Source organism: Romboutsia sp. LXY-2, assembly GCF_056171995.1.
The window spans coordinates 18,734-32,770 of the sequence record NZ_JBKFGI010000021.1 but is presented as its reverse complement, the minus strand read 5'-3'; the positions used below and the strand labels follow the sequence as shown (position 1 = coordinate 32,770).

General features: G+C 29.6%; 16 protein-coding genes and 1 rRNA gene. 4 read left to right on the top strand and 13 right to left on the bottom strand.

What is annotated here, in order from left to right; all coding sequences use genetic code 11:
* Nucleotides 1-95 (bottom strand): 16S ribosomal RNA (locus ACI48P_RS21285); the annotation flags it as partial.
* Between the two features lie 366 nt (nt 96-461).
* Between ACI48P_RS21285 and ACI48P_RS21280 the strand changes: the two genes are divergently transcribed.
* Nucleotides 462-653 carry a hypothetical protein gene (locus ACI48P_RS21280; RefSeq protein ID WP_475219390.1) on the top strand — a complete coding sequence of 64 codons (192 nt, stop codon included), beginning with the start codon at nt 462-464 and terminating at the stop codon, nt 651-653.
* 421 nt (nt 654-1,074) lie between these two features.
* Complete coding sequence (locus ACI48P_RS21275) at nt 1,075-1,938, top strand: aldose 1-epimerase family protein (protein WP_475219388.1); 864 nt, start codon at nt 1,075-1,077, stop codon at nt 1,936-1,938.
* A gap of 23 nt (nt 1,939-1,961) precedes the next feature.
* On the opposite strand, the gene ACI48P_RS21270 is transcribed toward ACI48P_RS21275, so the two are convergent.
* Nucleotides 1,962-3,113, bottom strand: coding sequence for a S41 family peptidase (locus ACI48P_RS21270; RefSeq protein ID WP_475219386.1), 1,152 nt, complete (start codon nt 3,111-3,113; stop codon nt 1,962-1,964).
* Between the two features lie 163 nt (nt 3,114-3,276).
* On the opposite strand from ACI48P_RS21270, the gene ACI48P_RS21265 reads away from it, so the two are divergent.
* Nucleotides 3,277-3,849, top strand: a complete 573-nt coding sequence (locus ACI48P_RS21265) for a 5-formyltetrahydrofolate cyclo-ligase (protein ID WP_475219384.1) — start codon at nt 3,277-3,279, stop codon at nt 3,847-3,849.
* Nucleotides 3,850-3,952: 103 nt separating this feature from the next.
* Here the strand turns inward: ACI48P_RS21265 and ACI48P_RS21260 are convergent, their stop codons facing one another.
* The 10 genes from ACI48P_RS21260 to acpS form a co-directional block, all read right to left on the bottom strand.
* Complete coding sequence (locus tag ACI48P_RS21260) at nt 3,953-6,364, bottom strand: Lon protease family protein (RefSeq protein ID WP_475219383.1); 2,412 nt, start codon at nt 6,362-6,364, stop codon at nt 3,953-3,955.
* Nucleotides 6,365-6,507: 143 nt separating this feature from the next.
* Nucleotides 6,508-6,945 carry a hypothetical protein gene (locus ACI48P_RS21255; RefSeq protein WP_475219381.1) on the bottom strand — a complete coding sequence of 146 codons (438 nt, stop codon included), beginning with the start codon at nt 6,943-6,945 and terminating at the stop codon, nt 6,508-6,510.
* Between the two features lie 107 nt (nt 6,946-7,052).
* Nucleotides 7,053-7,988, bottom strand: coding sequence for a transketolase family protein (locus ACI48P_RS21250; protein ID WP_475219379.1), 936 nt, complete (start codon nt 7,986-7,988; stop codon nt 7,053-7,055).
* Nucleotides 7,981-8,808 (bottom strand): transketolase, encoded by an 828-nt coding sequence (locus ACI48P_RS21245; RefSeq protein ID WP_475219377.1) that lies wholly within the window; start codon nt 8,806-8,808, stop codon nt 7,981-7,983. The genes ACI48P_RS21250 and ACI48P_RS21245 overlap by 8 nt, the downstream gene beginning before the upstream one ends.
* 144 nt (nt 8,809-8,952) lie before the next feature.
* The gene (locus tag ACI48P_RS21240) at nt 8,953-9,315 is read right to left on the bottom strand and encodes a type II toxin-antitoxin system PemK/MazF family toxin (RefSeq protein WP_475219375.1); all 363 of its coding nucleotides are present in this window, start codon (nt 9,313-9,315) and stop codon (nt 8,953-8,955) included.
* The gene (locus tag ACI48P_RS21235; RefSeq protein WP_475219373.1) at nt 9,305-9,589 is read right to left on the bottom strand and encodes an antitoxin; all 285 of its coding nucleotides are present in this window, start codon (nt 9,587-9,589) and stop codon (nt 9,305-9,307) included. Before ACI48P_RS21235 ends, ACI48P_RS21240 begins: the two co-directional genes overlap by 11 nt.
* 30 nt (nt 9,590-9,619) lie before the next feature.
* A complete protein-coding gene (alr, locus tag ACI48P_RS21230) occupies nt 9,620-10,780 on the bottom strand; it encodes an alanine racemase (RefSeq protein WP_475219372.1) in 1,161 nt (386 codons plus the stop codon).
* 14 nt (nt 10,781-10,794) lie between these two features.
* Nucleotides 10,795-11,385, bottom strand: a complete 591-nt coding sequence (gene gerS / locus ACI48P_RS21225) for a germination lipoprotein GerS (protein WP_475219371.1) — start codon at nt 11,383-11,385, stop codon at nt 10,795-10,797.
* A 20-nt stretch (nt 11,386-11,405) separates the two neighbouring features.
* Complete coding sequence (locus ACI48P_RS21220; RefSeq protein ID WP_475219369.1) at nt 11,406-11,867, bottom strand: CBS domain-containing protein; 462 nt, start codon at nt 11,865-11,867, stop codon at nt 11,406-11,408.
* Between the two features lie 4 nt (nt 11,868-11,871).
* Entirely contained in the window at nt 11,872-12,252 is a 381-nt protein-coding gene (gene acpS / locus ACI48P_RS21215; protein WP_475219367.1) for a holo-ACP synthase, read from the bottom strand.
* A 474-nt stretch (nt 12,253-12,726) separates the two neighbouring features.
* Between acpS and ACI48P_RS21210 the strand changes: the two genes are divergently transcribed.
* The gene (locus ACI48P_RS21210; protein WP_475219365.1) at nt 12,727-13,707 is read left to right on the top strand and encodes a fructosamine kinase family protein; all 981 of its coding nucleotides are present in this window, start codon (nt 12,727-12,729) and stop codon (nt 13,705-13,707) included.
* A 67-nt stretch (nt 13,708-13,774) separates the two neighbouring features.
* On the opposite strand, the gene atpC is transcribed toward ACI48P_RS21210, so the two are convergent.
* Nucleotides 13,775-14,035, bottom strand: a complete 261-nt coding sequence (gene atpC / locus ACI48P_RS21205; protein WP_475219363.1) for an ATP synthase F1 subunit epsilon — start codon at nt 14,033-14,035, stop codon at nt 13,775-13,777.
* Nucleotides 14,036-14,037: the final 2 nt, after the last annotated feature.

Here is a 14,037-nt window from a genome sequence, read left to right as displayed (position 1 = left end):
CGTCCGCCGCTCTTCTCCGAAGAGAATCGCTCGACTTGCATGTGTTAGGCACGCCGCCAGCGTTCATCCTGAGCCAGGATCAAACTCTCAAATAAAAGTTTAACGGGCTCAGATACTATTATATATCTGGCTTTGTTTGGTTGTTTCAAATTCTATAAATTAACCTACTGTTTAATTTTCAAAGTTCATCTTAAAGTGACCTTTCGGCCTCTTTTGTTTTTCGTTGTTTGCCCTTTTCTTAAGGACAAGTATAACTTTACCATCATTTTTTCATATGGTCAATAGTTTTTTAATTATTTTTTTACTTTTTTTTAATTTTTCATTAAACTCACCTTTATATTGTAAGTTTTCTACATTTTTATACAAATGTAAAATACTTTAATAACTATATTATAACTACTTTTGCATAACATATTTGTTTTTTGAAAAAATAATAGTATATAACTTAAGGAGATGATAAAATGACTGATTTTAATAAAATTAAAAATCTTTACGAAGATGGCTATAGATGCATTTATCATGACTGTGCAAATAACTCTTATAAAGTTTATCTTAAAAACTTTAACACTGAGGGATCTGAAGTTATCGAATTAAGCAACGAAGAAGATTTTAATCAATTCAAAGATTATATCGGTGGGCTTAGAATGTCCTAGGTGATCATTAAAAATAGGGAGATAATCATCTCCCTATTTTACCGTTGCTATTTTCTTAATAAGCTTTAAAAGCTCATCTCTATTAACTTCTGTCTTCATCTTCTTTTCTTTATATTCTCGAAGGTCAACAACCTTTGATATAGTTTTTACCATAACAACCACTTCCTATATTATCATTATTACTTTTTAATATACTTAGCATTATTAACTTGTATAACTAATTCTATACAAGTTCTTAGTTTCCTTTTTTATTATACAAATTTTCTTAAATATATCCAATTTTTGAATAATATTTTTAAATTTATCATTTTATAATTTAAAATAGAATTAAATTTTATGATTTTATTATATTAATTTATAATATTTCAACATTTATATTTTTATGTATAATAAAACTATAACTAAATTAAGGGGTGATCTAATGAATATATTACAAAATGAAAATCTTATAGTAGAATCTGTAAGTAATGGAGCTGAGCTTACTAGAATTTATTCTAAAAAGTTCGACAAAGATATTTTATGGAATGGTGACAGCAAATTTTGGGGAAGACGTTCACCTGTATTATTCCCTATTGTAGGAAGACTTAAAGATAATCAAACTACAATAGAAAATCAAACTTACTCTATGGGACAACATGGGTTTGCAAGGGATATGGAATTTGAAGTTGTAGATTCATCAACTAACCATATATCTTACAGACTTGTTGCTAATGAACAAAGTAAACAACTTTATCCTTATAATTTTGAATTAATAATAAAGTATACTCTACAAGAATCTGGTGTAAATGTAGAATGGACAGTAATTAATAATGATTGCAAAGATATTTACTTCTCTATCGGTGCACATCCTGCATTTAATATAGATAGAAATAATCTCTCTGATTACTATCTTGATTTTAAACACAGAAACAACATAGAAAAAATAGATTTAGAAGGTCCTTTCGCTTCTACTAGAACTTCTATTAATAACTTAACTAAAATAAATCTATGTTCTGAATCATTTGCAAAAGATGCTTTAATATACACTAACATAGATGAAATATCTATTAAATCTAATAGTACTAATTACTCAGTACGATTAGCTTTCAAGGACTTCCCTCTTGTAGGTATTTGGACACCTTACTATAAAGAATCTAATACTGTAGCTCCATTCTTATGTATAGAACCTTGGTATGGACTTGCTGATGATATTAACACTGATGGCCAATATGTGAATAAGCACTATATTAATAAATTAGCTATAGGTGAAAACTTCAAAGCTTCTTATACTATATTTATAGACTAAAAAAAGGTGCATAAGCACCTTTTTTATTTCATCTGTTCTTTTATCCAGTTTATAGCCACATCTAATTGTTTTTCTTTATCAGTTTCTTCAATATTAGGCTTTATACCTTTTCCATTTATATAATCCCCATTAGGAGTAAAGTATTGAGCTGTTGTAAGCTTATATCCTGTGCCATCTTTAAGTTCTCTAACACTTTGTACTAGACCTTTTCCAAAAGTAGTAGTACCTACAGATATACCTTCTTTGTTATCAACTATTGCTGCTGTAAGTATTTCAGATGCAGATGCACTTCCATCATTTGTAAGAACCGCTATTGGCACTCCTAATTTTTCTTTATCAGATTTCAAATATTCAGTATTGCCTTTATTGTCTTTAGTGTAAACAATAGTTCCTTCACCTATCAACTCGTCAGCAATATCTTTACAAATATTTAAAAGTCCACCTGGGTTATCTCTAAGGTCTAAAGCTAGTCCTTTAATGTTTTGAGCCTTTAAGCTTTTTAAAGCTTCCGAGAACTCATCGTATGTAGTTTCATTAAATGAAGTTATTCTTATATAACCTATGTTATCTTCCATTACTTTACTTTCTACACTTTTTGATACTATTTCTTCTCTATTAACTTTAACGTCAAATTCTTTTTCATCTCTTTTTATTGTAAGCACTACTTCTGTACCTGCTTTACCTTTAATCATCCCTATAGCTTCGTCAGACTTGTCTGCAGTTACAGTGGTTCCATCTACTTTAAGGATTTTATCACCAGGCTTTATTCCACTCTTTTCTGCTGGAGATCCTTCTATCGGTGCTATTATAGTAATTATATTATCTTCTGAAGTAGCACTTATATAAACACCTATACCTACATAAGCCCCACTAGTTTGTTCCATTAGTCTTGCAAACTCATTTTTTGTATAGTACTGAGAATACGGATCATCAAGACCTGAGAATAATCCTTTTATTGCTCCATTAACTAAATCTTCTTCACTAGTTTCTTTGTAAAAATCGTCTTTTATTATATCTTCCAATCCCAATAATTTATTATATTCCTTATAGCCTTCGTATATATCTTTCGATACTACAACCTTATTACCCAATCCAATCTGTAATGTTGATGTAAAAAGTGCTGTAACAATTACAAGAACTATAGCGTATATAATAGCTTTTTTCTTTGATATCATTTAACGCATCTCCTTTATCTAATCTATTATATATTATATGACTAGCTATCCTTTTTATTACTATTTAGCAATCATGTTGCTACTGCTTATACTTCTATATTAGAATTTATATTGAGGATATTTTTACATATCCATATTATACCATACGAATGGAGTTGATTTCATGAAAAAAGATTTTAGGAAAAATGCAATAAATCTTAGAAAACAACAGACACCCGATTTTATATCTAAGAACTCTAATATAATAACTGAAAAACTACTTACTCTAGATGCTATAAAAAATGCAAACAACATAATGTTATATTTAGATTTTAATAATGAAGTACAAACAGATGAGCTTGTAAAAAAACTTATATACCTTAGAAAGATAGTTTCTAGCCCTGTTACAATTATGGAAAATAGACAATTGATTCCTTACAAAATTTTAGATTTAGATAAAAGTATCAATATTGGCGCATATGGCATAAGGGAGCCTAAAAAAGATATCTGTTCTAAAGTTAATACTAAAGATATTGATGTTGTGATAGTTCCTGCTGTAGCCTATGATGTTAACTGCTATAGATTGGGGTACGGCGGAGGTTTTTATGATAGATTCTTAAGTAACTTAAGAACCGATGCAATATCTATTGGAATCTCTTTTGATTTACAAGTTTTTGATAGTATTCCAAAGGAACCTCACGATGCTCAGTTAGACTATATTATAACAGAAAGTAGAATTCTAGCTTCAAAATTATAAAATCCACAACATAATACTATATTGCATAATTTATTTATACGTAAAAAATATTCAAGGCATTATATATTCCTAATACCTTGAATATTTTTATGTCTGTATTTATCTACTTATCTTTATTTTCCTTTTCTTTTTCACTATCTTTTTTGTCATCTTTGTCCGATTCTCTATATTTTTCTAAATGTTCATTAACAACCTTATCGATTTCATCCATCGTTTTACCTGTAAGAATCTCTAAGCCTTCCTCAATAGTAGATATTGCATATATATGGAAACTTCCATCTTTTACACTTTGTACTACTTCATCTTTTAATAAAAGATTTTTGACATTTTGTATAGGCATCATAACACCTTGCTTACCTGTAAATCCTTTTATTTTACAAACATCATAGAAACCTTCTATTTTTTCATTTATACCACCTATAGGTTGTATTTCTCCTTTTTGGCTTACAGAACCTGTTACTGCTATACTTTGATTTATTGGTATATTTGCAATACTTGATATTATTGCATAAAGCTCTGTACTAGATGCACTATCTCCATCAATTCCATTATAGTTTTGCTCAAATGTTATTGATGTACTTATTGATAAAGGCTTCTCTTTGCCGTATCTAGCCCCTAAATAACCACTTAGTATTAGCACACCTTTATCATGTATACTACCACTTTTCTTTATTTCTCTTTCAACATTAATCACCCCACTTCTACCTTTATAAGTAGATGCTGTGATTTTTGAAGGTTTTCCGAAAGAATATTCGCCTGTGCCCATTACTGCTAGTCCATTTATTTGGCCTATTTTTTCACCTTCTATATCTATTAATAAAGTACCATCTTCAAACATTTCGTTTAATTTTTCTTCGTATTTATTACTTCTGTATTTTTTCTGATTGATAGCTTTGTCTACATCTTCTTTCGTTACATAAGGTTTATAATCATCACTTACAGCATCAGCTTCATATACTATATCTACAACCTTATTAAATCTTGCTGTAAGCTTATCCTTACTGTCACTCATTCTTGTACTATACTCTATCAATCTCTCTAGCGCAGATTTATCAAAATGCTTTAAGTTGCTTTCATTACATTTATTCGCTACCAATTGAATAGTTTTATAAATATTACTTTCGTTTTTATCTATCTCAATATCAAAATCAGCCATTACCTTAAATAAGTTTCTAAAGTCCTCTTCATATGCATAAAGTAGGCTATAGTAATAGTTATCTCCTATTAAAATCACCTTTATATCTAAATCAATAGGCTCTGGTTTTAGTGTAGATGTAACTACATATCCATATTGTTTATTAAGAGATTCTATGGTTATTTTTCCTGTTTTAAGAGTTCTTTTTAAACAGTCCCATGAAAATGGGTTGGATAATACATCTTTTACATTTAAAATCAAATATCCTCCATTAGCTTTATGCAAAGCTCCAGGCTTTATCTCCATTAAACTTGTAGTTAATGCACCTATCTCATTTTTATATTCTATTGACCCTGTTAAGTTATAGTATGTAGGATTGTTTTCTTCAATAATCTTACATTCTTCACACTCACTATTATCTATAAACAGATTAATTTTATATTTGTTAAATAATTTGGCGTCATTCTTAGGAGCCATTAGTCCAAGCATAGCCATTGGATTTTGCTTATCACTATCATTATCTGATTTAAATTTAGATATGTTATTCACTATGTCGTTGCATAAATCATTTATATACTTTTCAACCTTTTCTTCTTGTCCGTATTTTGATAATAAATATTGTCCATAAAAACCAACTAAGCTTCTTCCAACATTTTTATCTAACTCACAACTTTTAGTTTTATATGTATCTTCACACATTTTTATTCTATCAATGTAGTCTTTGCTATCTTGGTTTACTTTAAGACCCCTTTCTCTTAATTCTCTTATTTGGTCTGCAGTAAAGTTTCCTAGTTCATCTTCTCTCATAAGTGTTCCATCTTCTTTCATAGGAACGCTCATAAGCCCTCTTTCTGTAACTTGGAACTTAAATCCTGTTGGTTTCGCAAACTCATTTAGTTCTTCTATTATTTGTTGTATATTATTTTCTAGCTCGCTCATTAATAATCTATTATGATATTCATACTCTTTAGAAGTAAATATTTTTGGTATTTCATCTTTTAATTTTTCAATTATATCATCTACATCTGTTTTAAATAATTTCCCTTGTCCTGCTTTAAAGCATAACGCTATAGGCTCATTTGCATTTTTAAAGTTATAAACATATAACCAATCCTTACGCTCTCTATTCTCTATAGAGTTGCTTCTTATTAAAGATTTAGTATTACTATTTCTTCCTATACCACTTACACCCGCAACATATATGTTATATCCTTGTTGCTTCATTTTTAATCCAAACTTAATAGCTTGAACCGCTCTATCCTGTCCTATTATCTCCCTTATAGGTACTATATCTTCCGTTGTGTTAAAATCTATTCCCTCTAAAGAATTGTTACATTTGAGATCTTCTAGTTTCACTCTGTATTTATCTATATTTAACATAATTTCACCTCATAGTTACTATTTTAATTTTTAGTTTTCCCTACTTATAGTGAATTAATAAGCAAAAAAGGCTATTATACAAAATTTATTTGTATAATAGCCTTTTTATCATATATGTACTTACAATTATAACTATAGAAATTTTATTGACCTTCTATAGAAGTATCTAATTCTATTTTATCCGGAAGCTCTGTAAGGTTAGTTTCAACTACTATGTACGGATGAGACTCTTCTTTATTTTTATATACTGCCTCAACTTTCATAACCTTCTTATCATCTTCATTTGCCATATTTATTTTTTGTATTTCTATACCATGTTCATTATCATTACCTCTAGTTACAATAACATATATTTTATTGTCTAGTTTAACTGCTAAAGCTCTTTCTTGATCAACATATTTGTCCATCATTCCTAGGATTTTTTCTGGTATAGCTTCTCTTTGAACCATTGTATATTCTACTGGCTCTGCTTTGTTCATAAACATTTTAGGTATAAATACGAAGCCACCTACTATCATAAGTAAAATTATAACTCCATATACTACACCTTTCATATTGAATTTTATATTCAATTCATCCACCCCCCACTTACTTTATATATATGAGAGATGTCCCAAACTTAGAAGTTTTTATTAAAAAAACAGGTACCAAATTTAAAACATTAAATTTGATACCTGCTTTTTATTTATTATCCTTTAGCTATTGCTGATTTAACTGCAGCAACTATATCATCACTTGTTAATCCGAATTTCTTTAATAATTCAGCTGGTGTTCCAGATTCACCGAAAGTATCATTAACTCCTACTTTCTTAACAATAACTGGACACTCTTCAACTACAACTTCACTTACTGCAGAACCTAATCCACCGATTATGCTGTGCTCTTCAGCAGTTATTATCGCTTTAGTTTCCTCTGCTGCTTTTATTATTAATTCTCTATCTATAGGCTTTATAGTAGACATATTTATAACTCTAACGTTTATGTTTTCTTCTTTTAGGATTTCATGTGCTATTACAGCTTCACTTACCATCATACCGCAAGCTATTATTGTAGCATCATTACCTTCTCTAACTACTACACCTTTTCCTATTTCAAACTTATAATCTTCGTTAAATAATGTAGGAACAGCACTTCTTCCTAAACGTACATACATTGGTCCGTTGAATTTAGCTGCTTCAAATATCATTTGTTCAGTTTCTACACCATCTGCAGGAACTAATACAGTCATATTTGGTATAGCTCTCATTATAGCTATATCTTCTACACTTTCATGACTTGCACCATCTTCTCCTACTGTTATACCAGCATGAGTAGCACAAACTTTAACATTTAATTTTGGGTAACAAGCTGAGTTTCTTATTACTTCGAAAGCTCTACCTGTAGCGAACATTGCAAATGTACTTGCAAAAGGTATCTTTCCAGCTGTAGCAAGACCACATGCAGCACCTATTAAGTTTTGTTCTGCTATCCCCATGTTGAAAAATCTTTCTGGGAAAGTTTTCCCAAAATCATAAGTCTTAGTTGATTTAGATAAGTCAGCATCTAATACAACAACATTATCATTCATTTGTCCTAATTTAACTAATGCTTTTCCATATGCGTCTCTAGTAGCTATCTTACTCATGATCTGCACCCCCTAATTCTGCTAAAGCTATTTCTAACTCACTATCACTTGGAGCATTTCCATGCCATCCAGGATTATTTTCCATGAAAGAAACACCCTTACCTTTTACAGTCTTAGCAACTATCATTGTAGGCTTTCCTACAGTAGATCTTGCCATATCAAGAGCTGCAAATATTTGATCAAAATCATGTCCGTCTATTTCTATTACATTCCATCCGAAAGCCTTGAACTTATCAACTATAGGGCCGATATTCATTACCTTAGATACATCTCCATCTATTTGAAGACCATTGTGATCTAAGAATGCAATCATATTATCAAGCTTGTAATGAGCAGCACTCATCGCAGCTTCCCATATTAAACCTTCTTGCACTTCTCCATCTCCAAGTAGAGCATATACGTTCCATGGAGCGTTGTCTAACTTAGCTGCCATTGCCATACCACAAGCAACAGAGAATCCTTGTCCTAATGATCCTGTAGACATTTCTACACCAGGTGTCCCCTTCATGTCAGGATGCCCTTGTAGCATACGTCCTGTTTTTCTAAGTCCCTTTAATTCTTCCTTATCAAAGTATCCTTTATGAGCTAAAGTTGCATATAAAACTGGAGCTGCATGTCCTTTTGATAATACAAATCTATCTCTGTCTTCCATCTTTGGATTTGTAGGATCTATATTCATTTCGTCGAAATAAAGTGCTGTTACTATTTCAACTGCTGATAAAGATCCTCCTGGATGTCCAGATTTAGCACCATGTATCATAGAGATTATGTCTTTTCTTATAGTACGTGTAATCTCATTTAATCCTTTATGGTCTCTCATGTAATTACCTCCCTAGTTTGTAAAGTAAAAAATTACTAATATGTAGTGTATAATTTCTTTCAATCCATAATATTATATCATTTTTATTTCAAAATTTTACATAAATACAAAAAAATTATTGATATTTGACAATATCAATAATTTTCATACATTAAATAGCCCCAAACTTATCTGTAGACTATTATCCACTTTTACCATCATGTTCTCATCTAGACAACCAATTTTTTCTCTTAGCCTTTTTTTATCAATAGTTCTGATTTGTTCTAAGAGAATAACTGAATCTTTATTAAGCCCATATTCATTAGCGCTTATCTCAATATGTGTAGGCAATTTAGCCTTGTTTATTTGAGATGTTATAGCGGCTACTATCACTGTTGGACTGTATTTGTTACCTATATTATTTTGTATTATCAAAACTGGTCTTACACCACCTTGTTCTGATCCTACAACTGGACTTAAATCCGCATAATACAAGTCTCCACGTTTTATGTCCAGGCTAATAGTCACCTTGAGCTATTTTTCCTTCCAAGTCGTCGTCGGAAGATACTTCATCTGTCATGCCTAGCTCAGCTAATGATAGGTTAATTTGACCCATTTCTTTATAACCCTTGATCATAGACTCTTTAAAATCTATTTTCTTTTTTTGGGTTATATAGAACTGAAAAGCAGCTTTCGCAAAGTCTTCTCTATTACTGTTTTCCATCTTAACAATGTGGTCAACTTCAGACACTAGAGAATCTGGTAAAGTAAACATTATCTTCTCTTTGCTTTTATTGTGCACGACATCGCCTCCCAGGGTATACTATCATTACTATTTTACCAAATAACTGTTCACTTGTACAATTGCATTTCTTTCCAAATAGACACGCTCTACTCTTCGTTGTACCATACATAACACTTCATAGTTTATAGTTCCTAAATCATTTGCTATATCTTCTGCCGAAATTTCTGTTTCCCCAAATAGTATAACCTCGTCGCCAATTTTTATGTCAATATTTTTATCAATTCTCACCATGCATTGATCCATACATATTCTACCAACTATATCGAAGGCCTCTCCCTTAATTAATACTTTAGGATTCTTTTGTAATCTAGTAAATCCATCAGCATATCCTATTGGGATTGTTGCTATTTTTTCTTTTTCATCGCTTACATACTTTAATCCATAGCTTATACCTACATTAGGTTCGATTTCTTTAATATAAGCAATTCTTGTTTTTAAAGTCATAGCTGGCTTTATAGAAATTTTAGTTTTATCTACATCTTCTGATGGATAATGACCATATAATATAATTCCACATCTAACCATATTCCATTCTAAGTTGTCACAGTCCATTGTAGCTGCACTGTTAGCTACATGTTTTATAGGAATATAAACTCCTAATTCTTCAAGTTCTGATACCACATTTTTGAATCTATCAGCTTGAATATACGTGAATTCTTTACTTTCTTCATCTGCTGTTGCAAAGTGAGTGTATATACCTAAAATATTAACATTTCCAAGGTTATTAATTTGCACTATGTCATTAACAGATAGCTCATTTGGTTGAAACCCTATTCTAGTCATACCTGTATCAATCTTAATATGAATATTTGCTATCATATCTAGATTTTTAGAAACTTCTTGAACTGATTTAGCCATTTCTAAAGAATATACTGTGATGTTTATGTTATTCTTTATAGCAACTTCTAACGATTCCCTAGGAATATAACCTAAGCATAAAATAGGAAGTGTTATGTAATTCTGAACAAGCTCTATGGCTTCTTCTAATCTTGCAACTGCTAAATAGTCTACTTTTTCTTTTTGAAGTAATTTCGCTACTTCTACTGCTCCATGACCATAAGCATTAGCTTTGACTACACCACAAATTTTAGTATCTTTATTTATTCGACTTTTAATATTATTTAAATTATATCTTATGTTATCTAGATTTATCTCCGCCCATGTAGGGGCTGTTATTTTGTAATCCAATTCTTTAGTCCCCCTTAGCTCTTATATTCAAACTCTTTGTAGTTCACATTGAATCTAACATTACCTTCATCATCTAGTATTTCCATCTTTACTGGATTTTTAGTCTTAGTATTTACATATAGTACTTGTTTTTTAAAATATTTACTATCTCCAGGTATTTGTGTTTCAAGTATTAAATTATCACCAGATAACTTTATATCTAATTCTTCATTTTGAAGATAATTTTTGATAAAGTCTCCGATAAAAAGATACTGACTATTTTTACCTACATTAGGTAGTTCAACTTCATCATTTACATCTGCGTTTTTTATTATTATTTTATTACCACTGTATTCCATAGTCTTACCCTTTAGGTGATCTGGCGAAACAATTCCTACCTTGTAATAATCAGGTTTTTTGTAGTCATGTATCATTATGTAGTTTTGGATGCCTTTATTTCCTTTAGCTTCTACTTCAGCTGTACATGTGTAAGCCTCAACTTTAGAAATTTTCTTTTGGAACTCTCCATAAACCTCTTCTTTTGTGGACTCTCTTCTTTGGCAACCAACAAATGCTATAAGTATGCAAAGAATAGTAGTAATTAATATAGCCCACTGTTTTTTCACACAATCCCCCCTAATTAAGTTTATTCATTATACATTGCTTTTATTATATCGTATCTACATATTATGCCCTTCAATGTATTGTTTTCATCAACTACTGGTACTCTGTTAATAGATTTTTTTATCATAATATTTGCTATATCATCAAAACTGTCATTTTCATTAACTTTTACTATATCTGTAGACATCAAATCTTCCACCTTATATGCAGCAACTTTCTTTACATCGGTTTCTAATTTTTTTAGATCATCTAAAAAAATTAATCCTTGCAATAAATTTACATATTGAGGTGGATCTATATGTTTCTCTTTTTTTATAATATCAGTTTCTGAAATTATTCCTACAACTTTGTATTCCTCATCTACAACAGGTAGGCCTCCTATTTTTTCTTTTAGTAATAGGCCTGCAACACTTGATATATTATCATCTTTCTTTGCTACAATTACTTCTGTAGTCATTATATCTTTAGCTTTTTTAGTTTTCATATTTTCACTCCTTAATTATAGCTAGCGCATTTGCTACAGCATATTCTTTACAGTGGGATATAGAAACTTTTATCTCTCTAACATTATAATCTATGCAAATCTTTTCTAAATTATTATACGTTTTTACTATTGGTTTACCTAATTCATTTCTTACTATTTCTATATCTCTAAGATCAAATCCTCTAATACCTGTACCTATAGATTTACTAATAGCTTCCTTTGCTGCAAAATTACCTGCTATAGTCTCCGGTTTAAAGTTTTTTGATTTGAAATATTCAATCTCTAAAGCTGTAAAATTCCTATCTAAAAACCTATTATTTTTATTAACAGCGTTTTTTATTCTTTCTATTTCAATTATATCTATCCCTATATCTAATATGTTCATATATTCCTCCAATACATCTATATTACTATTGTATATAGATTAAAATATTATATTCAAATATTATCTGAAATAAGAAATTGTTTTCTTATTATTATATATATTCTACTTCTAAAAAAATACCTTCTGCTACCTACTTAAGATTTTCATATTATAGTAATATGCAAACTTTATTAAACACTATTATTTTATATTATTTATTTTTTAAATATTACTCATATTAAAATTATATATTTTATTTTACATTATTTAAAGTACCATGCTGTGATAAATTTACATTGTCCGTGGTCTTTATAAATAAAAAAACTCTCTTATAAAAGATTAAATAAAAGCTATACAAATTATAGTTCATTTTACTAATTCCTGTTTAATCATTGTTAAGCCTATAATAAAAAAGTACTATGTAAATGAGTATTATTAGGCACTATATATCTACAAAACTAACAATTTAGGCTAGGTCATTGAGGAGAAATAAAAATGAACAGAAATTCAAAACTTTATAAAGAATTAACACATTTAGAGATTAGTGAAGTATTAAAAAATTATTTTAAAGAAAACATAGAATTCGAATCAAATATTATACAAGGAGGGTTGTTTAACACAACCTATTATATAAAAGTAGATAAGGTTAATAAAGAGCTTATACTTAGGGTTGGCCCTGTAAATAAAGACTTGCTTTTACCTTTTGAGGAAAACCTAATGAAATCAGAAGAATATACTTATAGACTACTAAAAGAAAATAACATTCCTTGTTCAAACATATTGATATGTGATACTAGCAATAAAATAATAAACCGTGATTATATGATTATTGAATACATAAATAGCAAAACTTTATCAAGTATAGAGTTAAGCAAAGAAGCAGAAAACAAACTTTATGAAGATTTAGGAGTATATATATCTAAACTACATTCTATAAAATCTAATAAGTTTGGTAGAATCTATGATATATCTATACAAAATGGATTTGACACATGGTATGAGTATATAATAAATGAGTATCATAACATAGAACTTAAATTAAATAAATATAAAGTATATACCAAAAATGAGTTAGATTTAGTAAAACTATCAATACATAAGTCCAAAAATATATTAAATGAAATAAAAGACGCAAGTTTAGTGCATGGTGATTTATGGTCTGGAAATGTTTTGATAAAACAAGCTAAAGGTAATTATGAAATATGTGCAATTATAGATGCTGATAGGTCATTCTTTGGAGATAGTGAATTCGAATTTGCAAGTAATTGGATAACTAATAAGTATTTCAGAAAAGGATATAATAAGACTTTAATATCCAATCCAAGGGTTGAGCATAGGAGAAAAATTTATACATTATTGTACCTATTGATAGATGCTTATGTGTGGACTATCCAATATGACAATCCTAGACTAGGTTTAGAGAATAAAACTAACTCTTTAGAGTTAGTAAAAGAAATTCTACTTTCCAAATTTTAAGAAGTCATTGTAATACATTTATAATTAAAAAAGGACTAGGCAAAATGCCTAGTCCCTAATATTTTATTTATATCCACTGCGCAGATTCAGTTACTATAACTATCTTTTCTTTATCTACATTCATGAAACCACCAGAAATATTAGCTTCTTTATAGTTTCCATCTTTTTTTATACGTAGAGTACCAGTAGAAAGTCCTGCTACTAAAGGTCTGTGGTTTTTAAGTATGCCTCTGTCTCCCTCAGTAGTTCTAACTATAATCATTTCAGCACTTCCATTATAGAAGATTTGGTCTGGAGTGACAATCTCAAGGACAAATTCATTTGTCATTA